Genomic DNA, 25037 nt, shown 5'->3' with positions numbered 1-25037 from the left:
TAAGTTAAGGTTATATTAAAATATTATATAGAAAACCTAAACCATATCCATATATTTTGTAGAACAACTTTGAACTTCGTTCAACCCCTGATCTTCAGCCTCAAGATAAGTAGCATAAAGATCTAAATCCCATTCTTCCCTATTCTCTTTAGAGTACAAAATTGATCTAGCAACCTCTTCCCAAACTTCGTCCCCATCGGGTTTTAAACCATACGCTCTTAGACAATCAAAAACGTTAAAATCCTTATGGTTTTTTCCACTATCGTCATAAACAATAAATCTTGGTAATTTAAAACCTTCTTTGTCTACTATAATCCAAAACCTCTCAACTAATTGCAGTTCCTTCTCAATTTCTTCTTTAATTCTATATTTTAAACCTTCTATTGATATTTTTATAGTCTCTTCTTCTATATTCTTAAGCTCTTCATTAGAAAAATCACTGACATTAAATGACACATTATTATCATATTTCTTTAAAATTTCAAAAAATTCATCCCAAGAAGTAAATATATCATAAAAATTATCAATCCAGGAGTAAATTGGGATTTTTTGAATTTTTTCTTCAACAATCCTTTTTAAATTATTTTTTACAATATCAATCTTTTCCAAAATTAATTATCCTCAACGTAAAGTTTAAAATATACTTTCAGTCTTTCTTTCCACATAGTCAAAAATATAGTTCCAATCCCTCTGCTCAAGAAAAATGTCAGAAGATTTAAGGTTTTCTATAACTTGTTCAACCTTTCTTGCTCCTACAAGCAAACATGAAACTCCAGGCATCATTCTAGTCCATGCCAGGATAAGCTGTGCTGTTGTAATATTATACTTCTCCTTTAGCTTATCAAACTCAGCCAAAAGATTCAAAATCTTTCCTCTAATTTGAGGGCTAAATCTTGATTCGAAAGACCTGTTATCGTCTTTAGGAAATACCCTATCAAGAGTCACTTTCCCACTTAATAAACCCTTTTCAAGAGGGGAATAAGCTATAAAAGAAATATTATTCTTTGTACAGTAAGGTATATTTTCAAATCTTGCTTCCATATCCAACATACTAAATTTCTCTTGATCAGATTGAATTTTTGCGTATTTCATAAACTCTTCAATTTCCAAAGTTCCAGCGTTACATATGCCAATCTCTCTGATCTTTCCTTCTTCTTTAGCCTTTAGAAGAGCCCCCATTGTCTCTTCAACAGATGTCACTCTATCAAGCCAGTGGATTTGATAAAGATCTATATAATCTGTATTTAATCTCTTAAGACTTTGGTTTAATTCGTTTTCTATAGATTCCCTACCCAGATATCTATAAACAGGCTTATCGTTTTCCTGGAAAAAAAACGTACCCTTTTTAATATCCCAAACTAGTCCACACTTTGTAGCCAAAACAACTTTATCTCTTTTGCCTCTTATAGCCTTTCCAACAATTTCTTCGGAAAGCCCTAATCCATAAGCAGGAGCAGTATCAATAAAATTACCCCCATTATCTATAAAGGCCCTAATTGTTTCAATTGACTTTTCTACATCAGTGCCTCCCCAAGACCAACCACCTATAGCCCAAGTACCCAAACCTATTGTAGAGATCATAATATCAGAAGTCCCTAACTTTCTATATTCCATTAACTACACCTCAACTTTAAAGTTTCATAATAGTTTAACATCTTTTCATAACAAAAAAAAAGGTCGGACTTAAGTCCGACCAGAATTATTAGGGAAAAACTACTTTACTTCAACTTTGCCACCAGCAGCTTCAACTTTTGCCTTAATCTCGGCAGCTTCTTCTTTTTTCACTTTCTCTTTAATTGGTTTGGGGACATTGTCAACCAATTCCTTTGCTTCTTTCAAACCAAGCGAAGTAATCTCACGCACAACCTTCAAGACATCAATCTTTTTTGCGCCTACATCAGTTAAAATTACGTCAAATTCTGTTTGTTCCTCAACCTCTTCCTGAGGTGCTGCAGCAGCCCCAGCTCCAGCAGCGGCAACAGCAACAGGAGCCGCAGCAGTTACGCCAAATTTTTCCTCAAAAGCCTTAATGAGTTCTGATAGTTCAAGAACAGTCATTTGAGATATAGCTTCTAATATTTCTTCTTTACTCAAAGCCATTTTATCCTCCTAAATATTTATAATTTTTAAAAATTTTCGTTTAAATAAATAATAAATTTATATTCATTATATTCAAAAATCAAGAAGCCTCTTTTTTATCTCTAAGGGCCTGCAGTGCATACATAAAGTCTCTCGGAACCGCACCAAGTACTCCCGCAAATCTTGACAAAGGACTCTGTAAAAGATACAACACCTTTGACAAAAGTACCTCTTTTGGCGGAATATCAGCAAGAGCCTCAACCTCTATGGCACTAAGAGCCTTATTTTCAATAAATCCACCTTTAATTGTTCCCTTTTCAAATTCTTTAAGGGATGTCTTCAAAACTTTTGCGGCAGCGCTAATATCGCCCTGTACAAAAAGGACTGCAGTTGGCCCAAATAACAAGTCTTTCACCAAAGACTTTTTGCCAATTTGATCAAGCGCTATGCCAAGCAAAGTATTTTTCACTATTCTGAGCTTTGAAGAAGTTTCTCTTATTCTATCCCTCAATTCGACGCTTTCTTTGACGTTCATTCCCTTTAGATCAACCAAAAAAACAGCAGAGGAATTATTAAGTTCTTCTAAAATTTTACTTACAGTATTTTCTTTATTTTTCCTTGTTTGACTTACCATTTTTTCACCTCCTTTCAAGCGATGCAATAAATTTATATCTAATTATAAATATACCCAGGCAAAGGCAATACCTGGGTATTATCTTCCTTTGCCTCCGCAGGATTTATGAGAAACTCACCTGCTTCTTTGGCCAATATTCAGTTTAAACTTCTTATTTTTTAAAGGTTTACTTTCTTTACAGACTCAGTTGCTTTATTTGTATCTATCTTTATTCCAGGACCCATTGTTGAAGAAACAGTAATGCTCTTCAAATAAGTACCCTTTGCAGCCGATGGTTTTGATCTCAAAATTGTGTCCATCACAGCAGCAAAATTTGCCATCAGATCCTCTTTTGAAAAAGAAACTTTACCAATTGGAACGTGTAAAATGCCACTTTTATCAGTTCTTAGCTCTACCTTACCTGCTTTGAACTCCTTTACAGCTCTAGCTATATCAAAGGTTACTGTACCAGTTTTTGGATTTGGCATCAAACCCTTTGGTCCAAGAATTCTACCTAGTTTGCCAAGTGCACCCATCATATCTGGAGTTGCAATAATCACATCAAAATCAAACCAATTTTCTTGCTGAATCTTTTGCAAAATATCTTCAGCTCCAACATAATCAGCTCCAGCTTCTTTGGCTTCATTAGCTTTTTCACCCTTTGCAACAACTAGAACTCTAACCTTTTTACCAGTCCCAGCAGGCAAAGATACTGTAGTTCTAATTTGTTGATCGGCGTGCTTTACGTCTAAACCAGTTCTGACAGAAACCTCAACAGTTTCATCAAATTTTGCTTTGGGAGAATTTTGCACAATCTCAAAAGCCTGAACCGGATCATATTTTTGATTTCTATCAAAAAGACTTAAAGCTTGAACATATCTCTTGCTTCTTTTATGCATTCTTGCCCTCCTACCCTTCAATTACTTCTACGCCCATGCTGCGTGCAGTACCTTCTAACATCCTAACTGCACCTTCAACACTGTTTGCGTTCATATCTTTTAACTTTTTTTGAGCTATTTCTACAAGTTTGGATCTTGCGATTTTTCCAACTTTCTTTTTATTCGGTTCGCCACTACCCTTTTCCAGTTTTAGAGCTTCTCTAATAAGGACTGAAGCAGGAGGGGTTTTCAAGACAAAATCAAAACTTCTGTCCTCATATACTGTAATTTCTACAGGAATTATAGTTCCTTCTTGAGAAGAAGTTTGAGCGTTATAAGCTTTACAAAACTCCATAATATTGACGCCATATTGGCCTAATGCAGGACCTACTGGTGGTGCCGGATTAGCTTTACCTGCAGGCAAAGCCAATTTTACAATTCCAACAATCTTTTTCTTTTTCTTCTTAGGAGCAGCCATTTATTATAACCTCCATCACTTAATCAAAATCAAACTTTTTCTATTTGGGTCAGAGCTATCTCAGCAGGAGTATCTCGACCAAAAAGATTTATAACGAGCCGTACTGTTCCTTTTTCAGGAAATATCTCATCAATTACTCCAGTTTGTTCAGCAAATGGCCCAGCTGTAACTCTAACAACTTGACCCTTCTCAAATTCTACCCTAATTACGGGCTTATCCGATTTTGCATACATCATAATTTTTTCAACTTCTTCTGGGCTAAGTGGTAAGGGCTTCTTTTTACTACTTATAAAACCAGTTACTCCTGGAGTAGTTCTAACAAGATTCCATGTAGCATCATCAAGATCCATCTCTACTAAAACATAGCCAGGAAACACCTTTTTTGAACTTTCTTTCTTTTGATGGCCTATCATTTTAACTTCCTTCTCTACAGGTATTAAAACTCTTGTTATTTTGTCTTCAAGGCCTTCTCTTTGCGCTCTGACTAATATTGCCTCTTCAACTCTTTTCTCATAATTAGAAAGAGTTGTAATTACGTACCATTTCAAATTTGGATTAGCCTTTGTCATGAAGATGTCCAGTGACCAAATGTCGAGATCAAGAAATTAAAAATAGCAGTAAAAATGGCGTCAATAGTACCTACAAAAACGGCAATAATTAGACTAAAGGCCAAGACGACTCCAGTAGCGGAAATCACCGTTCTCCTATCAGGCCAACTTACTTTCCTGGCTTCAACTTTAACTTCTGAATAAAAGGACCTAATTTTTTCCTTCACATCACTAAAAGATAACAAATTACACCTCCAAGAGGTATTAAGAAATTAAACAAGCTTTATGCTCCCACAACTGGCGATGTGGTCACGCAAAAATGGCAGGCCAGGCAGGACTTGAACCTGCAGCCCCCGGTTTTGGAGACCGGTGCTCTGCCATTGAGCTACTGGCCTAAAACAAAAGCATTATAATACTATTTTGTTTCTTTGTGAACAGTTACTTTGTTACACCTTGGACAATATTTCTTCAATTGCAAACGATCTGGATCATTAATCCTATTTTTCTGAGTATGATAATTTCTCTCTTTACACTCCTGACATGCTAAAGTTATTCTTATTCTTTTTTCCTTTGCACCGGCCTTAGCCATATCAAAACCTCCATTTGTATTTCATAGACGGTTAATTTTATAATATTAATAAAAAACTGTCAAATTTTATTTGTTAATGTGTTAACGGACAGTGATATTGTCACCCCTTAAGAAGACAGTAATAATGTCACTATGATGGGAGAGATATTTTTGAGTGTTAAGGAATCACGCAGAGTTTTTGTAATTGAACAAGCAATTGAAGGCAATATCACTAATAGACAGGCAGCTGAAGTTTTAGGCTTAAGTAAACGTCAAATTATTCGTTTGAAGGAGAGGGTGAAAACAGAAGGCGTTACTGGTCTGGTTCACAAAAATAGAGGCAGAGAATCAAAACAGAGAATACCTAAAGAAACTAGAGAAAGGATTGTTAAATTAGCTCAGGATAGTCTTCACAATGCCAGTTGTCAGCAAATAGCTGAAATACTTGAAGAGTTTTATAACATAGATGTTTCATCCAAGACAGTAAATCGTATCTTAAAGAAAAATAATATTCCATTAAGTCATACGCACAGGTCATCTAAGCTTAAGAGGTCACGTAAACGTTTACCTCAGGAAGGTCTACTTTCTCAAATAGACGCCAGTCCTTTTGAATGGCTTGAAGATAGAGGACCAATGCTTTCTTTGCACGGTTCTATTGATGATGCTACTAGTAAGGTTCAGGGATTACATTTTGAACTTCATGAATGTCTTTTTGGTTACTTAAAACTTATTCAACAAGTAGCACAGAACTTTGGAATACCTAAAAGCATATACAGTGATCGTCATACCATTTTCTTTTCACCTAAAGAGGATAAGTTATCAATTTCAGAAGAATTATCTGGGCAAACTGTTCCCTTAACTCAGTTTGGCAGAGCTATTTCAGAATTAGGGATTAGACATATACCCGCTCGTTCTCCACAGGCCAAAGGACGTATTGAACGTCTTTGGGGCACATTACAAAAGAGACTAACAATTGAACTGCGTATGGCAGGTATATCTACTATTGAAGCAGCAAATGAATTTCTACCAGACTTTATTAAAAGGTTTAATCAAAGGTTCGCTGTTGTTCCAGATAACCCCAAGTTAACTTATAGCCCTTGCCCTTCATTAGACAAACTAGAAGAGATTCTATCATGGCATCAAGAACGCAAGGCATCTCACGGCTCTTATATATCTTACCTGGGTCATATTTATCAATTAGTAGATTCTAATGGCAAGGTAATACCTTTAACTCCTAAAAGTACAGTAAAAGTTCTAACTCATCTAGATGGATCATTCAGCGCATTATACGCTGATAAATATTACTTACTACAAGAATTACTCATACCACCTAAAGAAAAAGTAAAGAATGGCTCTAAAAACACTTCAACCAAAAAACCTTATATACCTGCTGCAGACCACCCCTGGCGTCATATGGTTATCAACAAGTTTAAAAGACCTAATTCAAATTCTAATTCAAGTTCTAATTCAAATTCAAATAGCAATGACAATTCATCATTAGTTGATGAAAGAGGGGTGACAAAATCAGTGTCTCATTAATTTACTTTTGTAGTGACAAAATCAGTGTCCCTTGACAATTTTATTTGTTAATGTATGTTAACGGACGCTGATTTCACCCCTTAAGAAGACGCTAATTTTGTCACTATGATGGGAGAGATATTTTAAGAAAATCCCTTCAGACTGTTTAAATAGTTCTGAAGGGATATTGTTCTCTTAGAAGTTCACGTCTAGCTGAATATAATACCTTTGGTCTTTATCGATCTGATCTGGGTTAAAGGTATAGTAGTAGTTATTTAAAGAGTCAGTAGCATAAGGTTTTTTGCCCTTGAAGTAATCGTAGTTTAGAGTAAGCGTTGCATTATTTGCAACTGGCAGAGTGTAGTAAACGTTGTAATAATCTTTGTACTCTGTAGAGACCATCGTATTTAAGTTAAAAGGATTAAACCATTTGTTATTCCCAAACCAGAAATCCCCTGTAAGAGAACCTACTGGTAGAGGAATAGTAGCTCCAACTCTCCATGCACCGCCATTTACAGAATGCGTGCCTGTAAAAATTTGATTAGAAGCAAGAATTGGCATATCAGTAGACGTACCGTTATATCCAGCCCACATACTCACGTTGTATATATTCCAACTGCCTATCAACGCCCACCAGTCGTATTTTCCATACATGCCATTTAAAGAAGTATTGAAATATGAGAACTTATTTACGTTTCCATAATCTGCTTCTAAACCAAGGGTATTAAATAATTTTGTACTAAGATTAAGTACGTATACATCCTTATCCTTTAATCCATTTGCTTCATCAGATGAAGTTACAAGGCCGCCATCAAACATCTTTACCCACGCAGCAGAAACTGAAGTTGATGGGAGCATGTTGCTAAGATCGAATATTACCATTCCACCTTCTGTGCCAGTATCCATAAAAAGATTGTTGTAATAAGCTCCAGAATCCATAGTAGGAAGTCTGCCAAGAACAAAGGTCACAGGATATGGGTTAAGAGTCCATGTGATATATGATCTTTCCACATACAAGGTGTTGTTGTCATCATTGTATCCTGTAAGGGATGCATACAAAGGATTGTTATTTGAAGAGCCGTCTGAATTAACTCCCGCATTCTTCTCCATTGTAAGTCTTGCATTAAATGATATGTTGTCTGCTACTGGAGCAGAAACGTTTAATCTGATCCTATACTGCATGAATGTGTTGTCCTTTTGCTGAGAGAGTCCAGGATCCTGACTTAACATCGCAGGTAAAGTATCTCCAACAATAAATCCATTGCTGGAGGAACCTTCTGTATTAATAAATACATTTGTTCCAGAGGTAGACATTGCATAAAAAGTTCTCTTCTCGCTCCCAAACCTAAACCTTGCATCCCCTGTGAAGTTTACGGTATCAAGAGCTGCTTTTTTCTCAAGCGCTGCAACTCTGACGTTTAGCGATGCTAGTTCTGACTTAAACTCCTGAGCTAGTTTCATAAGAGTTGCTATGTCGTTAGCGTTTAGCTCTATCTTTTGATCCTGTGCATTTTGACCCTTTTCATACATATCGAGCATTCTTGCAACTACCATTGCCATCTCATAACGGGTGGCAAGTCTTTCACCTCTGAAAGTGCCATCTCCATACCCTATAACCAGTCCTTTTGCCGATAAATCTTGCACTGCCTTGTATGCCCAAGAATTAGCTGGCACGTCTGAAAACGGTCCTGCAAAAGCAAAAGAAACAAAGTAAACAGAAACAAAGAAAGAACAAAAGATTACAAAGATTTTTTTCATTATTAACCCCCTATTTCCATATTAATGAAAACATTTGATAAATTAAAGTTGCAGTAAGCCATCCAATAAGTAGACTATAAAGGATACTAAAAGCAGTCCATTTTAATGAATTTGTTTCTCTATAGATTACGCCAATTGTTGCAAGACATGGAATGTAAAGTAGACTCATTACCATAAATGTATATGCGCTCAAAGGAGTCATAAGTTGTGTTAAAGAGTTCGAAAGATTTTCTTCGCCACCAAACAGTGTTCCCATAGTGCCAACAACTGTTTCTTTTGCCAGAAGCCCAAAGATAAGAGCTACTGCAGCCTGCCAAAATCCAAAACCAGCTGGCACTAAAATTGGTGCAAAAAATTTTCCCAACATTCCTACTAAGGATTCTTCACTACCATAATCAACACCAAATGGAAGACTTGACAACAACCACACCAGTAAAACACCAAGCAATATGATAGTACCAGCTTTTTTCAGAAATTCTTTTGTTCTCTCCCATGTATGTACTGACACAGCTTTAAAAGTAGGCATCCTATAAACAGGAAGTTCCATAATTAAAAACGATACTTTACCTTTAAGTTTTGGAATTGTACTTCTAAATAATTTTGCACTAAATATTGCAACAAAAATACCCAGGATATAAAGTGAAAATATGATCAGTTCAGGATGATTATTATTAAAAAAAATTCCAGTTAACAACACATAAATAGGCAAACGTGCAGTACAAGACATAAATGGATTTATAAGTATTGTTAAAATTCTATCTCTTTCATCTGCAATTGTACGGGTTGCCATAATTGCTGGCACATTACAGCCAAAACCCAGTATTAAAGGTATAAAAGCTCTCCCTGGAAGGCCAATGCTATGCATCAATTTATCCATAACAAAAGCAGCTCTTGCCATATAACCTACATCTTCCAGAAAAGATAAAAATAGGAACAAAATTAATATATTTGGCAAAAAAGCTACTACTGTACCTACACCCCCAATTAAACCATCCTTAATAAACGATTGTAAAATTGGATTCTGAATATAAATGGATAAAAAATCTCCAAACCAATCAAAAAACTGGTTAATATAACCTGTAAAAAAACCTCCAAGTGTAAATGTAGCTTTAAATACAATTAGCATCACAATTGCAAAAATAGGTAATCCTAAATACCTATTCGTAACAATTTTATCTACTTTATCTGAAAATGTTAACCTATCTTCTATACTAACCAAATTTTTTGTTGAACTTTTAATAACCCCCTCTATAAGAGCGTATCTTTTTTCAATTATCTCTGTTTCTAAGTCTGAATAAATTCCTTCCAACTTATTCACTTCTAATAAAGCGCTTTCAACAATATTCTCCTTTTTCAGTCGTTTCAATTCTTCTGAGATAACCGAATCTTGCTCCAAAAGCTTTATAGCTAAAAAACGCTTATTATAAGATAATTCTGTACTGTTTAACAAGCTTTCAATCCTCTTTATTGAAGATTCAATATCTTTACCATAGTTAACAAAAAACTCGCCCTGATCCTTATGGAATTCTTCATAAATAGCTTTTTTGAGTTCATCAATTCCTATTTTTTTTGTAGCAGAGGTCTTCACAATTCGAGTTTTTAAACTTTCTGAAAGTTTTGATTCATCAAATTCAATTTTATTTTCCACAAGGTCTATCATATTAAGCACTAAAAGAGTTTTAGCGCCAAGTTCTTTTAGCAATACAAAGAGATATAAGTTTCTTACTAAATTCGTGGAATCTACTATACATACAACTAGATCTGGTTTTTCTCTAACTATATAATCCCTTGCTATACGTTCATCAATTGAAGATGCAGTTAAGCTATAAATACCAGGCAAATCAACCACGTTTATTTTAGTATCGTTATAAACAAACTTACCTTCTTTTTTTTCAACAGTAACGCCTGGCCAATTACCTACATGAGCATTAGCACCTGTAAGCTCGTTAAAAATTGCTGACTTTCCAACATTTGGGTTACCAATTAAAGCGATTGTAAATTCTCTCATACAACCTCCTTTATTAATATCTTTGAAGCAAAGCCTTTGCACATGGTATATCTTGAACTATTAATTGCAACAATCAATGGCCCATTTGAGTTAGATAATAACTTCACTTTTGATCCCGGTATAAAACCCATTTCTAGTAATTTTGCCCGTAGACCACAACCACCTCTTATCCCAATAATTTCATACTCCGAATTTTCCTTAGCTAAAACAAGTGGTATAACCCTATCATTCAACAATTATTTTTTCCGCCTCATCTTTCCTAAGAGTTAAATGATACCCAAGCAAAGTCACTTCAATAGGATTTCCAAGAGGTGCAACCTTTTCTACCTTTATCACTGTACCAGGTGTAGTTCCCATAGAAAGTAGCTTACTTTTTATGGGTGAATCTTCAATTCTTACAATCTTAACTGTTTTACCTGTGTCTATTTGATCTAATCTCATATAAATCTCCTTTTCTGAAAAATTTTCAAATTGTTCTTTGATATGAGGATTTTTAGAAAAAAAATCTGTAAGTTTCACTAAACCTTCATAAGCTTCATTTGATAAATCATGTTCAAGTTTGTGCGCATCATTAATTGCTATATTTGTTGGTATGCCCAATGTAAAAGTTAAAAATTTCAATATATATTTTTTTCGTTCTAGCAAACTTTTTGCTAGCTCAATACCATAGTCTGTCAACATCACATAACCATATTTTTCATGTTTGATTATCTTTTTTTCCACAAGTGTTTTAATAGCACTTACAACAGTAGGTAAAGTCACATTTCGCGATTGTGCAATATCTTTAATACGCGCTACGGCATTATTTGATGTCTGTTCAAAAATATCAAGTAAATAATCTTCTTGCGTTTCACTTAAATAGGTCATTTTTAACCTCCTTTCACAAAAAAATTTTTATTACAAATCTTACAAATTGAACACTTACTTAAACTTAGATCTATATAATGCACTTTGTTTTCATTAGTAAGATTGAATATCGCCTGTAATAAATCATCTCGCTGTAAATTAGTTTTTTTCAATATTTCATCAAATGTAAGTCCTTTATCTTTATATAAAAGATGTAATATATATTCTTTCATTCATTAAAACCTCCTAAGTTAGAGCTATCTAACTTTATAAGTATATTAAAACTTTTAGCATCTGTCAATCCTACGAATTGCTTCATCAAAAATCTAAACGAAATACAATCGTTGCCTCAAATAAAAAATCTAAATGAAAATAATAAGCCTCTTAGAATAGTAGTTACTATAACTCTGGAGGCTAGAAATGGGGTTAACGATGAAGGAAGAAAAGCAGTGGTGAGTGAAATTGCAAAAAGATATAAAAAAGCAAGCAAGAAACAAAAAGGACATAATTTTAGATGAGCTAATAGCTTTGACTGGATACAATCGTAGTTATGCATCTTTTCTTTTAAGCAGTCATGAGAAGATAGTAAGGATGAATAACAGAGTTTTAAAAGTAGATTTAACGATGAAGAAAAAGAAAAAGAAAAGCAAATATTATGATGATGATGTAAAAAAGGCGTTAATTAAGGTATGGGACGTTTTAGATTGTCCATGTGGCAAAAGGTTAAAACCTGTTCTTCCTGAAATAATATATAAACTTAAAGAGTTTAAAGAAATACAAATTGAAAGGGATGTAGAAGAAAAACTCTTTAAGATAAGCGCATCTACTATAGACAGAATACTTTCAGAATACAAAAGAATGAATAAACCAAAGGGAAAGACATATACAAAACCAGGCAGCCTTCTTAAAAAGCCAGATCCCTATAAGGACATTTTCAGAATGGGACGAAAGTATACCTGGATATTTAGAAATAGACCTTGTAGGTCATGAAGGAGGAGATCTAAGAGGAGAATTTATCCAAACTCTAACTGCAGTTGACATTTGCACCGGTTGGATAGAAATAGATGCTTTAAGAAATAAAGCTCAAAGGTGGGTTTTTGAATCAATAGATGAAATAAAGAAACGCTTGCCTTTTAAACTCTTTGGAATTGATTCTGATAATGGAGCAGAGTTTATAAATCATCAACTTCATCGTTATTGTGTTGAAAATAATATAACGTTCACAAGGTCAAGAAAATATAGAAAAAACGATAACTGCTATGTTGAACAGAAAAACTACTCTGTAGTAAGAAAATATGTTGGTTATTTTAGATATGATAGAGAAGTTGAGCTAATGACTTTAAAAAGGCTTTATGAAAGCCTAAGGCTATATATAAACTTTTTTCAGCCTATAATGAAACAAATCTCAAAAGAAAGAATTGGAAGTAAAGTTACAAAAAAATACGATAAAGCAAGAACTCCTTATCAAAGAATATTAGAAAATCCTGGTGTAGAAAAAATAGATAAAGAAAAGCTAATAGAACAGTATACAAAATTAAATCCAGCTGAACTTCAAAGAGAAATAGTAAAACTTCAAAAAAAATTACTAGAAGATATATCCATAAAGGAAGAAGTAAGAAACTCTATTAAAAAAATTAGCAAAAACAAAGATAAAATATGTTATGGTTATGTTTAGAATTTTAAGTGAGGCAACGAATACAACTTCCTTTAGGTTTTTAAATGAGGCAACACGTAATTCGAGTTGCTTTTATTAACGGACGCTAATTTTGTCACTATGATGGGAGAGTTTTTTGAGCGTTAAAGAATCACACAAAGTTTTTGTAATTGAACAAGCAATAGAAGGAAATATTACTAATAGGCAGGCAGCTGAAGTTTTAGGCTTAAGTAAACGTCAAATTATTCGTTTAAAGAAGGGGACAAAAACAGAAGGCACTGCCGGTCTGGCTCACAAAAAGGGGGGCAGAGAATCAAAATAAACAATACATAAAAAAGGGGACAAAATTAATATTTTTTGAAAATTTTATTTGTTAAAAACACATCTTATCCCCTCAAAATTCCTACATTTGCTACAAGAAATACACGAAACCTTTTCTTGTCCACTTTTAAGCCTTATAACCAAATCAGGCTCTCTGATGAATGGCCTACTTAGGGAAATAAAGTCAGCAAAGCCTTTTCCAATAATTTCGTTCATCAAAGAAAGAGATCTAATGCCTCCTACCACACTGAGTGCAGTATTAGTATTTTTTCTTACAACTTTTGCTCTTTCCAAAAAATACCCTTCATCTTCAATCTTTAAGATATTCAACCTATCAATTGGGTTTTCTTTTGAGCCAACAGCTCCACCGCTTATCTCAATCAAGTCTACTCCGTGCTCCTCAAGAAGAGTAGCAACACCTACTAGTTCTTCCGTACTTATGTTTCCTTCTCCAGTCCCCCCTGTGGAATTTAGTTTTACAAAAATTGGGTAATCCTCGCCAAGAGCCTTTCTAATAGAGTCAATTAATTTAAGAGCAATTTTTGATCTGTTTGCTATACTTTTGCCAAATTCATCTTCTCTTTTATTTGAATCAGAAAAGAGCGTCCTACACAAAAAATATCCATGAGCCATATGAACACAAACTGCATCTGCTCCAGAAAGTCTTACTCTCACGGCTGCTTTAGTAAAGGCTTCAACCAAAGTATTGATATCCTCTTTATCCATAGTATTGTGATCAATTGGATCCAGATTATTTGTAAAATCTTTATTCGTCTGGAGACCTGCATGCGAAATCTGAATTGCAAAAAGTGAGTTGTTTTCGTGTATTACATCAGCCAACTTTTTATATCCCTCAATAAATCTATCATCGTCTATTCTATTTTGCTTTAACCCAGCTCTTCCACGGGGAAATTCAACACAAGAATGACCAGAAACTATTAACCCAACCTCTCCTTTTGCAAGTTCTTTAAACATGTTCAATTGTCTTTCCGATATTGAACCGTCTTCATTGCCCATCCAATCGTGTGTAGCAGATCTTATAAAACGATTCCTAAAGTTTAAACTTTTAATCTTAAATGGAGAAAAAACGTCCATCAAACTTACCCCCTAAACAATATTTTATTTATTATATTACTTTTTAATTTAATAAAAAAAGCCTGCTACTTGCAGGCTTTTTTTGAGGCTCAAACTGAGCCTTTAGTTAAAATCCTCAACCACCGCTAAAGCAGCTCCCTGAGTCAGATCCATCATCGGAGCTGCTCGTATTAGACCAGTGATTAACCCTATAAACCTTTCTAACGTTTTCTGAATTGCAGTTTGGACATACTACTTTTCTTCCATCAGCAGAGGATGGCAGGTATATGTCGAAGTCCGCACCACAATCCTTACAAAAATACTCAAATATCGGCATTTAAACACCCCTAACTATTTATATATTTATCATTAATTATATACTCAAAGTTTAATTTTTTCAACATTTCCTCGCCATATAAATACTCTACAAACTGAAAGGCAGATCGTCCTGTAAAGCTCCCACCCATTTGAACCCACTCAAGTGCCCTTTGGCTTAATATTTCTTCATCAATCTCTAAACCCCTAAGATTTACATAATTTTTAACGATGTTTAAATATTGTTCTTTGCTAAAAGGAGAAAAAGAAAGTCTAATCCCGAATCTTTCTACAAGAGAAATAGTCTCCCTATAAGCATCGTTTGCAAATTTCTCATTTGTATCTTCTTCTTTTGTCAGATGTCTTCTGTTTGACGTAGCATAAACCAAAATATTAGAAGGTCTTTCTTCAATATCCCCATCAAGCAATGCCTTTAAAACCATCCATGAATCCTCACCTATAGAAAACGAAAGATCATCGAAAAAGAGTATAAAGCGATAGTCTTCATCTCTTAGCAACCCATAAAGATTTGACAAATCGTTTATCTGAGATTTATAAATTTGAATAATTCTTAAACCATCGGAAAAAAATTTGCCAAGCATGGCTTTAACCAAACTTGATTTGCCAGTTCCTCTCTCTCCCCAAAGCAAAACATCGCTAGCAGGCAATCTTTTTACAAATTTAAAAGTATTTTTTAACAAAGTTTTAATTTGTTCATCAATACCCAAAAATTTATTTAAGTCATAAAAACTCACGTTGTGTATAGGCATCAATTTCTCGTCCTTGAATCTAAAAGCAGCTATTTCCTTTAAATCTTCTTTAAATGACATAAAAAACCTCCTAATTTAATAAAAAACCCAACTATTTGTTAGGTTTTAAAAACTAAAGTAATTTTTTATTTTAAAGTATATAACTTATAATATAAGATGTTAATTTAAAGTTAAGACTTAATTTTTACAAAAATATTATAAACTATAAAAAATGCACTATGGAGGAAATATGGAAAATTTAATTAAAGCAATGCTAAACCCTTCTTTCTACCCACACGAAGCAGATGTAAAACTTATTGAAACTCATATATCCTGCGTTTTTTTGACTGGAAAATATGCTTATAAAATAAAAAAACCTGTCAACTTTGGTTTTTTAGATTTTTCTACTCTTGAGAATAGAAAAAGATTTTGTGAACAAGAAATCATATTAAACTCAAGAATAAGCCCAAGTTTGTATTTGGGAATTTTACCCATCAGTTTAATAAATAACTCCTATATTCTAAATTCAACTGAAAACACAGTTGAATACTGCATTAAAATGGTGGAACTACCTCAAGATTCTCTAATGTCAAATTTGTTAATTAAGGATAGGGTATCAGTAGAAGATATTAAAAGAGTTGCCGAAAAAGTCGTATATTTTCACTCAATAGCCAATAAGATTAAGGATACTCAATTTGTGAACTCTATTAGATACAATTTAGAAGAAAACTTTAGACAGACTGAAAACATTGTAAACTGGTTAATTTCAAAACACAATTTTAATCTAATAAAAGATAATTCGCTTTATTTTTTTGATTCTCATAAATCTGATTTTTTAAAAAGAATGGAAAACGATTTGTTTGTTGATGGACATGGGGACCTACATTCGAAAAATATTTCTATCATGCCAGATGACATATATATATTCGACTGCATCGAGTTTAATGAAAGATTTAGAATTCAGGACGTCGCTTCTGAAATTTCATTTCTTTCAATGGACCTAGACTTTAACAACAAAAGCGATCTCTCATTAGCATACATAAATTCTTATCAGAAACTAAGTAATAAAAACATAACTTCCTACTTAAACTTTTTTAAATCCTACCTTGCTTATGTAAGGGGGAAAGTTCTATCGTTCTCTTTTTTAAGCGAACAGACAAATAAAGGCCTTGAAAGAACAATTAGAAGATATTTTAGACTTTCTGCAAAATATTTTGATAGCGCTTTGCCAACAATATTCGTTATTTGTGGCCTTTCTGGTACTGGAAAGAGCGCACTTGCTAAAAGGTTAAGCGCTAAAGCAAATATTAAGAGACTCTCTTCAGATGAGATAAGAAAGGATTTAGCAGGAATCCCGAAACACGAAAGCGCAAAAGCTGATTATAATCAGGGGATTTATTCCCCAGAATTTACAGAAAAAGTCTATAATAAAATATTTGATCTGACAAGTGAAGAAATTAAGTCAAATAGATCTGTAATTATTGACGCCACCTTTAATTCAGATACCTATCGCAAAATGATCTTAGATTTACAAGAAAACTTAGAAGTCGATTTGATTTTAATTGAAAGAGAAGCCGATTTTGAGGTAGTTAAAGAAAGGTTAACTAAAAGAGCTTTAAAGAGAAACACATCAAGCGATGCTGATCTAGCAATTTACAAAAGGCAACTATTAGAATATAAGCCATGGAATGTATCCAAAGGCGTTACATATGAAAAAATAGGTAATGTAAAAGATTTAGATATTCTTTGTGATGAATTAGTAAAAGAATACCTTCTCTTTGATTTTTCTGAAAAAAATATATAAATCAAAAAATCAAAGAGTATTACTCTTTGAAAGCAACTAGATATTAAATTAATAAAACTAATCTTCCGAATAATCTTCCTCCCACGTCATTGTGGTATGCGTATAGGTATCCTCATCCTTTACGCCTCGTTGAACTTCTGTAATGTGAGCATGTCTAACTCGAAAAGCCTGCAAAATAAATTCAACAGCTTTTTCAGGTTGCGCTTTCTCACCACAAGTATATACATCTAGTGCCGCATAACCATTTTCAGGCCAGGTATGTACCGAAATATGTGACTCGGATACTACTACAACACCACTGGTCCCTGACGGAAAGAACTTGTAAAAATGAACAGCCTTTACGTCCATATTCGCAACCTTAGCAGCCGCCAAAAAAATTTCTCTTGCTCTTACTGGATCCCCTATAATAGCAGGGTCACATCCAGAAGCTTCAACAATGTAATGCATTCCTATTGCTTCCAATTCTTTACCTCCTAAATCAAATCACAAGAAGTGATTATATCACATTATAAAAAAAATAGTTTAATCTATACTATTGCAAATAAGTCTATAAGTTAGATAAGAGATCAAAGCGCCAAAAGCCATAGGCACAAAAACTGCGCTTGAAACAATATTCGAATTATTAAATTCTTTTTTTGGGGTTTCTTTAGAAAAGACAACGTCTATTCCAGAAACAATTCCAAAACTCTTAAGCCTCTTCCTAAGGATTCTAGCAATAGAACAATTTGAAGTTTTTGAGAGATCTGCATAGGTTACCATTGTGGGATCTATTCTGTTTCCCGCTCCTGCACTAACCACAATGTTAGACTTTTTATAAAAATGTCCGATTAATAGTATTTTTGCTTCTAAGTCATCTATAGCATCAATGATTACATTTGGTTCAAATTTTTCAATCTCAAGGATAGCATCTTGAACTTTATTCTTCGAAACAAGAACGTCACAGTCGCTTATTAGTTTCAATCTATCAATTGCTTCTTCAACCTTTAATTTACCAATATTGTTAAAGTTCGACAAAATTTGCCTGTTTAGATTTGTTATCTCAAACCTATCATCATCAACCAGAAAGAAGCTTCCAACACCCAATCTTGCAAGAGCTTCTAACACAAACCCCCCAACCCCTCCAAGACCACAGATTACAATTCTTGATTTTCTTATCTTCTCAATACAATCTTCACCCAAAAGTAGTAAATTTCTGTGAAGTCTTAATTAAATCACGCCCTCTGCGCTAAATTCATTTAAATGACAGATAAGGTTTATCGACAATAATTTAAATTCTCCATCGTATTCAAGAACGTTTATGCCAGCATTTGCGAGTTTGAATTTCCAAAAGAAATCATAAGGGAGAGAAAATATGTCCATCAAAATAACTCTTATTACTACGTCATGCGTAACAAAAGCTATATCTCTTTCTCTATATTTATTTACCCATTCCCTGAAAGCACTGGTAGCTCTCAAGGACACATCGTGTAAACCTTCGCCTTCAGGCATTTTTGCCTCATAAGGCTTTAATTTCCAAAAATTATAAATTTCTTTAAACTCTTCTTTTACTTCAGCTACAACTTTCCCTTCCCATAAACCATGTGATATCTCTAAAAATCTATCATCATAAAAAACCTTTAATTTCTTTGGATAAAATTCAACAATAGAATCCGCCGTTTCTTTTGTCCTGCTTAACGGAGAGGAAACTATTATATCTAAAGGCAAATTAGAAAAATACATCCCAAGCTTTTTTACTTGTTCTATACCTTTTTCAGAAAGGGGTATGTCTTTTACTCCTTGATATCTACTTTCCTTATTCCATTTTGTCTCGCCGTGTCTAATTAAATATATTTTCATGAAAGGAAAATTGACCTAAGTTCTTCAATATCCCCTCCGCTTATTAATTCCCTAAGCACATCATCGTTTACCTCAGAATCAACGCTTAAAATCATTACAGCTAAACCACTGGTCAAATTTCTTCCAAGTTGCATTCCTGCAATGTTAATGTTGTTCTTTCCTAAAATTGTCCCAAATCGTCCTATTATGCCAGGCTTATCCCTATGTCTGGACACCAAAAGATAGCCTTCGGGGAAGGCATCAACTCGATAAGAATCTATTTCTATTATTCTTGGTTTTTGATCAGACAGTATCGTTCCAGAAACCGATCTAACTCCCGAATCAGTCAAAACTCTAACTGTAATCAAGCTCTTAAAGTCCACATCCTGTGACTCTTTTATCTCTGTATACTTGATTCCAAGTTCATTTGCAAGTGATAGTGCATTAACAAAGCTAACATAATTACCTTTTATTTTTATTAGATAACCTTTAAGAACGCTAATTGACACCGAATTAACATTTTTCTTAGCAATATCTCCATAATATACAATTTCAATTTTATTTACTCTTTCAGAAACCAAATCTTTTATAAATTTCCCTAGTCGTTCTGCCAAATCAATCCATGGCAAAAGATCATCAGAAACCCCTCTAAAAGCTGGCAAATTAACCGCACCATGAGGAATCCTTCCATCGAAAAAAGCAATAATCTGATCTACTACGTCAAGTATAACGTTCACTTGAGCTTCTTTTGTAGCAGCACCTATATGTGGAGTCAAAACGGTATTTTTTATAGAAATATATGGATTATCCGCTGAGATAGGTTCAGTTTCAAAAACATCAGAAGCAGCACCTGCTAGATGGCCCGACTTAAGGGCGTCAGCAACAGCAACTTCATCAACAACTCCACCTCTAGCAGCATTAATAATATAAGACCCTTTTTTCATTAGATTAATTCTTTCTTTGCTAACTAGGTGATATGTCTCTTTTGTTTTTGGAACATGTATAGTTATAATATCAGCCTCCTTAAAAACTTCATCAAGAGGCATAAGTGTAATGCCCATTTCCTTTGCCCTATCAAGAGTTACATACGGATCGTATCCTATAACTTTCATCCCGAATGCTTTAGCATATTTTGCGACGTTGCTTCCAACTTTTCCTAGACCAATAATTCCAATTGTTTTCCTGTAAAGCTCATGCCCAGTAAATTTATTCCTCTTCCACTCAAGATTTCTGACAGATCTATCTGCCTGAGGAATATTCCTAAGTAGAGAAATTATCAAACCAAAAGTATGTTCGGCAGCTGAAATGATGTTACCTTCGGGAGAATTAACTACAACTATGCCATATTTCGTCGCAGCTTCAACGTTTATATTATCAACTCCAACGCCAGCTCTACCTATTATTTTAAGATTTTTGGCATTAGAAAGAATCTTTTCAGTAATTCTTGTCGATGATCTTATAATAATAGCGTTATAGTCTACTATAGTCTCAGTAAGCTCATCTTCTGAAAGACCAGTTTTAATGTCTACCTGAAAACCTGCAGATTCCAACCTCCTTATACCAAGTTGTGAAACTTCATCAGCTACCAATATCTTTTCGTTCATTTACATATTCTCCTCAAAAACTTTCTGTGCCGCCTTAACTGATGCGCCCTTTTCAAATTTATATCCTAACTTATCAAGTGTTAATTCCAGGGCTGCAAAGGTCGAAAATATTTCTGTAGCTCCTATAAAACCTAAATGACCAATCCTAAATATTTTGCCTTTAAACTGCGATTGACCACCCGCAAGAACTATACCAAAATCCTTTCTCATTGTATTAATAATATCTTGAGGACTAATTCCTTCAGGAGAAAAAACTCCCGTAACAACAGGACTTGCACAACTGTCATCCGACACAAGTTTCAGACCAAGGGCCTTTACTGCACTTCTCACTGAATCTCTTAAAACAATATGTCTTTTCTGGAAGTTATCAAGACCCTCTTCAAAAATCATCTTTATAGACTCTTCAAGTGAAAAGTAAAGCGAAATAGGCGCGGTAAAAGGAGGTTGTCCCTTTTTATATGATTCATGATATTTTCTAACATCAAAATAAAATCTTGGTAAGTTAGCATTATTTGCTCTATTAAGAGCTTCTTTAGATACTCCAAGAAGGCTAATTCCAGGAGGACAACCAAAAGCCTTTTGAGAAGCTGCAGCTACTACATCTACCTTCCACTTGTCCATCTCAAAGGGTGCTGCAACCATGCCACTAATTGAATCTACTACAAACAGAGCCCCATGTTCTTTTATGATTGGAGAAAGCTTTTCAAGATCATTTAATATAGCCGTTGAAGTTTCGTTGTGCTGAACCAAAACTCCTTTATATGTGCCCTTTGGATATTTTGATAGGTGATCCTTTACCTTTTCAGGATCTGCATATTGACCCCACACAAATTCCAAAGCATCTACATTTAAGCCATATGCGTTTGCAATTTGAACAAAGCGTTGACCAAAATTGCCATTAACCAAAACCAAAACCCTATCATCTCTGTTGAAAAAGTTAGAAACACAAGCCTCCATAGCGCCAGTTCCAACAGAAGCAAAGATATAAACTTCCCCTTCATCAGTTTTAAAAATCTTTTTCAAACCATCAACACAATATTCGTGAATTTTTTGAAAGATCGGCCCTCTGTGATTTATCATTGGCCTTGAGTTTACTCTTAAAATTCGAGGTGGAACAGTAATTGGTCCTGGAATCATTAACATATGATTGTCATTTAAGAAGCGGTCCATCTATTCCTCCCGATTATCTCTTAGAGTATTGAGGTGCTTTTCTTGCCTTCTGTAAACCATATTTTCTTCTTTCTTTCATTCTTGAATCCCTTGTCAAAAGTCCCTTAGACTTCAACAACATCTTCAGTTCTGGATTAAGAGAGAAAAGTGCCCTTGCAATTCCATGAGAAAGAGCTCCTGCCTGAGAAGAAATTCCTCCTCCAATAATCTTTGCCCTTACTTCAACTTTACCAAAAACTCCAGCTGTTATAAGTGGTTCTTCTACAATTATTTGCAAAGTTTTTCTCGGAAAGTATTCTAAGTAGTCTTTGCCATTGACTATTATCTTGCCATTATCTGTAGGATATATTCTTACTCTTGCAACAGAAGTCTTCCTTCTTCCTAATCCCCAAACAAAAGCTTGCTCCTTAAGATTCATCAACTTCCTCCTTAAATTGTTAAGTAAAAATATAATTGTCCTAGAAACATATATTTACTGCCATATTTATTTTAATTCTCAAAATTCAAAAGAACCGGCTTTTGAGCCTTTTCTTTATAATTTTCATCTTTGTAAATCTTGAGTTTGCCAAGCATAGTTCTACCAAGCGATCCCTTTGGCAACATTCCTTTTACAGCATGAAACAAAATAAACTCTGGCTTTTGAGCTCTCATTTTTTTAAGGTTAATTGATTTTAGATTTCCAAGATATTGAGAATGCCTGTAATACATTTTCTCATTCTCTTTGTTTCCAGTAACAACAATCTTACTCGCATTTATTAAAATTACATAATCTCCATTATCAAAATTCGGACAGTAGGTTGGTTTGTGTTTACCTCTTAAGATTGTTGCAACTTTACTAGCCAAACGACCTAAAGTTTGCCCCTTTGCGTCAATAAGCCACCATTTTTTATCAGAATTAGATATATTTGGGAACTCAGTTTTCATATCCTTCCTCCTAAATACATTTTAGAAAACTCATTATATTACGGACATTTTACAATGTCAACGAAAGATGGGGGCTTAAAAAAACCACATAACCCATCTTTAATTATATTTTTTTCACAAAGAGTTCCAAGCGCCTGTTCAAAATAGCTTACTCCCCAAAGATGTAACCCTTTTGGGGGAGCCTTATAAAGAACCAATCTTTTTTTTCCTTCTAAAGCCTCTTTGTAATCCTCTAAAGTTCTTTTGCCTTTCGCTACTGCCACAGCCTCACCAAACAAAAATCTTACTGTATGCCACAAAAAAGAAGGAGCTTCAATTATAAAATACAAAAAATCCTCAAAAACAACACATTTAGAGAAAGTTACAGTACCAAAATTCAATTTTCTGTCCTTAGAAACTCTTGAAAAAGACCTAAAACAAAACCTGTTAGGGATTAAATTCAATGTTGCCTTAAGATCTTCAAGAGAAATGTCTAAATTCCAAAAATACCTGTTTAGATGAGCACATATATCTTTTTTGGCACTTATAGCATAAACATATACTCTTGATTTTGCTGAAAACCTACTGTTAAAATCCGCAGGCATTAGTCTCATTTCACTAATTCTAATATCATCTGGTAGATGATAATTCAAAATATTTTGCAATTTTTCAACGTCAAATGGGCACTTCGCTAATCTAAAAGAAATAACCTGACCTATAGCATGTACTCCAGCATCTGTTCTGCCAGCAGGTACTACACAAACTCTTTCTTTAAATATCTTTTCAAGTTTTTGTTCAATTACTAATTGAACAGTTCTAGACTGATTTTGCATCTGGAATCCATGAAAGTTAGTGCCATCATAAGAAATTATAGCCGCAATATCCATCTTTAAAGAGAAAGATCGAGGCATATAGGCCCCGACCCATTAATATGTCCCTTTTCAAAATTTCCAATCTTACTAGAAAACAATTTCTAGAACCGCCATCTCAGCCCCGTCACCTTTCCTGGGACCAATTTTGACAATTCTAGTATAACCACCATTTCTTTCTCTCACAGGATTAAGCTCTTCGCTATATAAAGCCTTTACAGCATCTTTAGATTGCAAATAAGAAAAAGCCAACCTTCTATTAGCGGTATTGTCTTTTTTTGAAATAGTTATAACGCGTTCAATAATTTTCTGAGCTTCTTTAGCGCGAGCTAATGTGGTGGTAATCCTTTTGTTGATAAAAAGACTACAAGCCAAACCTTTTAATAATGCCTTTCTGTTAGAAATTGGCATATTAAGTTTTCTATGTGCTATTCTATGTCTCAAAATCGTCACCTCCATTTTCATCGCTAGATTTTAGACGATAACCCTTAGCATGTAAAATTTCTTCAAGTTCGTCTAATGATTTTTTTCCAAAACTTGGAACGTTTAGAATGTCTTCTCGAGTCTTTGAAATAAGATCCCCTAAAGTTGATATACCAGATCTTTTAAGAACGTTTGCTATTCTGGTTTGAAGGCCAATTTCTTCTATTGACTGTTCTAAATCCATTTTTGCCTGAGATCTTAAGTAAGAATCCTTTTTCGTCTCTTTATAATCAGAAACTGGCTTTTCAGAATCCAAAAAGGTACCATACTCAGCAAAAATTCTAAAATGTGATATCAGATCTTCAGCTGCAATTCTCAGGGCGTTAACAGGTTCAATAGCACCATTAGTCCAAATTTCAAATATAAGTTTATCCCAATCAGTTTCTTGACCAACACGAGTCGACTCAACAGAATAATTTACTCTTGTAATTGGCAAGAAATTGGCATCCAAAGGAATACTACCTGGAGATAACCAACGAGTATTCTCCTTCATCTTTTCAATAGAAATATATCCTTTTCCCTTTTTCACAGTTATTTCTGCTCTTAATTCGCCGTTTTCTTCCAGAGTAGCTAGATAAAGGTCTTTATTAATAATCTGTACTTCAGCGTTTGGTTGAATATCTGAAGCCTTAACTATCTTTGGCCCCTTAACATCAAGAATCAGTTTCCTTGTTTCCTCTTCAGAAATATCAGGCGAAACGACAACGACTAATTTTTTTAGATTCAAATGAAATTCCAATATGTCTTCTACCATACCAGGCAAAGTCATATATTCATGAGGCGCATCGTCAACCCTAACTGCAATAACAGCACTTCCAGGAATTGATGTAAGAAGCACTCTTCTTAATGCATTGCCTATGGTAGCACCATAACCAGGTGGTAATGGCTCTAAAACAAATTTACTATATTTACCGCCATTTTCAATTTCTAATTGTTCTTTAATTTCTAATTTATAATTTTCCTTTGACCCAAACAAAGGACT

32 protein-coding genes, 1 tRNA gene and 1 pseudogene are annotated in these 25037 nt (G+C 34.2%); 6 read left to right on the top strand and 28 right to left on the bottom strand.

What is annotated here, in order from left to right; all coding sequences use genetic code 11:
* Positions 1–36: 36 nt before the first annotated feature.
* The 10 genes from THENA_RS02830 to rpmG all read right to left on the bottom strand — a co-directional run bounded on the left by THENA_RS02830 (position 37) and on the right by rpmG (position 5185).
* Positions 37–609 (bottom strand): hypothetical protein, encoded by a 573-nt coding sequence (locus tag THENA_RS02830; protein WP_013755925.1) that lies wholly within the window; start codon positions 607–609, stop codon positions 37–39.
* A gap of 24 nt (positions 610–633) precedes the next feature.
* Positions 634–1614 (bottom strand): aldo/keto reductase, encoded by a 981-nt coding sequence (locus THENA_RS02825; protein ID WP_013755924.1) that lies wholly within the window; start codon positions 1612–1614, stop codon positions 634–636.
* Between the two features lie 99 nt (positions 1615–1713).
* Entirely contained in the window at positions 1714–2100 is a 387-nt protein-coding gene (rplL, locus tag THENA_RS02820; RefSeq protein ID WP_013755923.1) for a 50S ribosomal protein L7/L12, read from the bottom strand.
* Between the two features lie 79 nt (positions 2101–2179).
* The gene (gene rplJ, locus THENA_RS02815) at positions 2180–2713 is read right to left on the bottom strand and encodes a 50S ribosomal protein L10 (RefSeq protein ID WP_013755922.1); all 534 of its coding nucleotides are present in this window, start codon (positions 2711–2713) and stop codon (positions 2180–2182) included.
* A gap of 158 nt (positions 2714–2871) precedes the next feature.
* Positions 2872–3591 (bottom strand): 50S ribosomal protein L1, encoded by a 720-nt coding sequence (gene rplA, locus THENA_RS02810; RefSeq protein ID WP_013755921.1) that lies wholly within the window; start codon positions 3589–3591, stop codon positions 2872–2874.
* Between the two features lie 10 nt (positions 3592–3601).
* Positions 3602–4048 carry a 50S ribosomal protein L11 gene (gene rplK / locus THENA_RS02805; RefSeq protein WP_013755920.1) on the bottom strand — a complete coding sequence of 149 codons (447 nt, stop codon included), beginning with the start codon at positions 4046–4048 and terminating at the stop codon, positions 3602–3604.
* Between the two features lie 29 nt (positions 4049–4077).
* Positions 4078–4617: a transcription termination/antitermination protein NusG gene (nusG, locus tag THENA_RS02800; protein ID WP_013755919.1), complete on the bottom strand. Its 540-nt coding sequence runs from the start codon at positions 4615–4617 to the stop codon at positions 4078–4080.
* Positions 4614–4841 (bottom strand): preprotein translocase subunit SecE, encoded by a 228-nt coding sequence (gene secE / locus THENA_RS02795; RefSeq protein ID WP_013755918.1) that lies wholly within the window; start codon positions 4839–4841, stop codon positions 4614–4616. Before secE ends, nusG begins: the two co-directional genes overlap by 4 nt.
* A 75-nt stretch (positions 4842–4916) precedes the next feature.
* Positions 4917–4991 (bottom strand) — tRNA-Trp (locus THENA_RS02790).
* A gap of 20 nt (positions 4992–5011) precedes the next feature.
* Positions 5012–5185 carry a 50S ribosomal protein L33 gene (gene rpmG / locus THENA_RS02785; protein WP_013755917.1) on the bottom strand — a complete coding sequence of 58 codons (174 nt, stop codon included), beginning with the start codon at positions 5183–5185 and terminating at the stop codon, positions 5012–5014.
* Between the two features lie 132 nt (positions 5186–5317).
* Here rpmG and THENA_RS02780 point away from each other — a divergent pair, with 132 nt between their 5' ends.
* Entirely contained in the window at positions 5318–6703 is a 1386-nt protein-coding gene (locus tag THENA_RS02780; protein WP_154645285.1) for an ISNCY family transposase, read from the top strand.
* Positions 6704–6877: 174 nt separating this feature from the next.
* Here THENA_RS02780 and THENA_RS02775 read toward each other — a convergent pair whose 3' ends face one another.
* The 5 genes from THENA_RS02775 to THENA_RS02755 are packed head-to-tail and all read right to left on the bottom strand — an operon-like array spanning position 6878 to position 11527.
* The gene (locus THENA_RS02775; RefSeq protein ID WP_013755916.1) at positions 6878–8440 is read right to left on the bottom strand and encodes a putative porin; all 1563 of its coding nucleotides are present in this window, start codon (positions 8438–8440) and stop codon (positions 6878–6880) included.
* 10 nt (positions 8441–8450) lie between these two features.
* Positions 8451–10448, bottom strand: coding sequence for a ferrous iron transport protein B (gene feoB, locus THENA_RS02770; protein WP_013755915.1), 1998 nt, complete (start codon positions 10446–10448; stop codon positions 8451–8453).
* Positions 10445–10681 carry a FeoA family protein gene (locus tag THENA_RS02765; protein ID WP_041438290.1) on the bottom strand — a complete coding sequence of 79 codons (237 nt, stop codon included), beginning with the start codon at positions 10679–10681 and terminating at the stop codon, positions 10445–10447. The genes feoB and THENA_RS02765 overlap by 4 nt, the downstream gene beginning before the upstream one ends.
* Entirely contained in the window at positions 10674–11315 is a 642-nt protein-coding gene (locus tag THENA_RS02760) for a metal-dependent transcriptional regulator (RefSeq protein ID WP_013755913.1), read from the bottom strand. Before THENA_RS02760 ends, THENA_RS02765 begins: the two co-directional genes overlap by 8 nt.
* A 2-nt stretch (positions 11316–11317) precedes the next feature.
* A complete protein-coding gene (locus tag THENA_RS02755; protein WP_013755912.1) occupies positions 11318–11527 on the bottom strand; it encodes a winged helix-turn-helix domain-containing protein in 210 nt (69 codons plus the stop codon).
* 111 nt (positions 11528–11638) lie between these two features.
* On the opposite strand from THENA_RS02755, the gene THENA_RS10070 reads away from it, so the two are divergent.
* The 4 genes from THENA_RS10070 (at position 11639) to THENA_RS02745 (ending at position 13270) form a co-directional block, all read left to right on the top strand.
* Positions 11639–11812 (top strand): hypothetical protein, encoded by a 174-nt coding sequence (locus THENA_RS10070; RefSeq protein WP_245523251.1) that lies wholly within the window; start codon positions 11639–11641, stop codon positions 11810–11812.
* A complete protein-coding gene (locus tag THENA_RS10065; RefSeq protein WP_245523250.1) occupies positions 11757–12284 on the top strand; it encodes a hypothetical protein in 528 nt (175 codons plus the stop codon). The genes THENA_RS10070 and THENA_RS10065 overlap by 56 nt, the downstream gene beginning before the upstream one ends.
* Before the next feature lie 136 nt (positions 12285–12420).
* On the top strand, positions 12421–12969 hold the full coding sequence (locus tag THENA_RS10060) for a hypothetical protein (RefSeq protein ID WP_245523249.1): 549 nt from the start codon (positions 12421–12423) through the stop codon (positions 12967–12969).
* A 115-nt stretch (positions 12970–13084) separates the two neighbouring features.
* Positions 13085–13270, top strand: coding sequence for a helix-turn-helix domain-containing protein (locus THENA_RS02745; RefSeq protein ID WP_041437912.1), 186 nt, complete (start codon positions 13085–13087; stop codon positions 13268–13270).
* Positions 13271–13314: 44 nt separating this feature from the next.
* On the opposite strand, the gene THENA_RS02740 is transcribed toward THENA_RS02745, so the two are convergent.
* The 3 genes from THENA_RS02740 to THENA_RS02730 all read right to left on the bottom strand — a co-directional run bounded on the left by THENA_RS02740 (position 13315) and on the right by THENA_RS02730 (position 15488).
* A complete protein-coding gene (locus THENA_RS02740) occupies positions 13315–14364 on the bottom strand; it encodes an NADH:flavin oxidoreductase (RefSeq protein WP_013755911.1) in 1050 nt (349 codons plus the stop codon).
* Positions 14365–14479: 115 nt separating this feature from the next.
* Entirely contained in the window at positions 14480–14680 is a 201-nt protein-coding gene (locus THENA_RS10235; RefSeq protein ID WP_013755910.1) for an FmdB family zinc ribbon protein, read from the bottom strand.
* A 10-nt stretch (positions 14681–14690) separates the two neighbouring features.
* A complete protein-coding gene (locus THENA_RS02730) occupies positions 14691–15488 on the bottom strand; it encodes an ATP-binding protein (protein ID WP_013755909.1) in 798 nt (265 codons plus the stop codon).
* A gap of 169 nt (positions 15489–15657) precedes the next feature.
* Between THENA_RS02730 and THENA_RS02725 the strand changes: the two genes are divergently transcribed.
* Entirely contained in the window at positions 15658–17211 is a 1554-nt protein-coding gene (locus THENA_RS02725) for a bifunctional aminoglycoside phosphotransferase/ATP-binding protein (protein WP_013755908.1), read from the top strand.
* Positions 17212–17268: 57 nt separating this feature from the next.
* On the opposite strand, the gene speD is transcribed toward THENA_RS02725, so the two are convergent.
* From speD to THENA_RS02675, 10 genes and pseudogenes are all read right to left on the bottom strand, one after another.
* Positions 17269–17673, bottom strand: coding sequence for an adenosylmethionine decarboxylase (gene speD, locus THENA_RS02720; protein WP_013755907.1), 405 nt, complete (start codon positions 17671–17673; stop codon positions 17269–17271).
* Between the two features lie 60 nt (positions 17674–17733).
* A pseudogene (locus tag THENA_RS02715) lies at positions 17734–18396 on the bottom strand (tRNA threonylcarbamoyladenosine dehydratase); the annotation flags it as partial.
* Positions 18397–18417: 21 nt separating this feature from the next.
* Positions 18418–19047: a histidine phosphatase family protein gene (locus THENA_RS02710; protein WP_013755905.1), complete on the bottom strand. Its 630-nt coding sequence runs from the start codon at positions 19045–19047 to the stop codon at positions 18418–18420.
* Positions 19044–20630: a phosphoglycerate dehydrogenase gene (gene serA, locus THENA_RS02705; protein WP_013755904.1), complete on the bottom strand. Its 1587-nt coding sequence runs from the start codon at positions 20628–20630 to the stop codon at positions 19044–19046. Before serA ends, THENA_RS02710 begins: the two co-directional genes overlap by 4 nt.
* Complete coding sequence (locus THENA_RS02700) at positions 20631–21800, bottom strand: pyridoxal-phosphate-dependent aminotransferase family protein (protein WP_013755903.1); 1170 nt, start codon at positions 21798–21800, stop codon at positions 20631–20633.
* Positions 21801–21813: 13 nt separating this feature from the next.
* The gene (gene rpsI / locus THENA_RS02695; protein WP_013755902.1) at positions 21814–22218 is read right to left on the bottom strand and encodes a 30S ribosomal protein S9; all 405 of its coding nucleotides are present in this window, start codon (positions 22216–22218) and stop codon (positions 21814–21816) included.
* Positions 22219–22289: 71 nt separating this feature from the next.
* Positions 22290–22724 carry a 50S ribosomal protein L13 gene (gene rplM, locus THENA_RS02690; protein WP_013755901.1) on the bottom strand — a complete coding sequence of 145 codons (435 nt, stop codon included), beginning with the start codon at positions 22722–22724 and terminating at the stop codon, positions 22290–22292.
* 38 nt (positions 22725–22762) lie between these two features.
* Entirely contained in the window at positions 22763–23614 is an 852-nt protein-coding gene (gene truA, locus THENA_RS09575) for a tRNA pseudouridine(38-40) synthase TruA (protein ID WP_013755900.1), read from the bottom strand.
* A gap of 48 nt (positions 23615–23662) precedes the next feature.
* Entirely contained in the window at positions 23663–24025 is a 363-nt protein-coding gene (gene rplQ / locus THENA_RS02680) for a 50S ribosomal protein L17 (RefSeq protein ID WP_407635119.1), read from the bottom strand.
* A complete protein-coding gene (locus THENA_RS02675) occupies positions 24006–25031 on the bottom strand; it encodes a DNA-directed RNA polymerase subunit alpha (RefSeq protein WP_013755898.1) in 1026 nt (341 codons plus the stop codon). The genes rplQ and THENA_RS02675 overlap by 20 nt, the downstream gene beginning before the upstream one ends.
* Positions 25032–25037: the final 6 nt, after the last annotated feature.

The sequence above is a fragment of the Thermodesulfobium narugense DSM 14796 genome (assembly GCF_000212395.1).
Lineage (GTDB): Bacteria > Thermodesulfobiota > Thermodesulfobiia > Thermodesulfobiales > Thermodesulfobiaceae > Thermodesulfobium > Thermodesulfobium narugense.
This window is presented reverse-complemented; position numbering and strand designations above follow the sequence as displayed.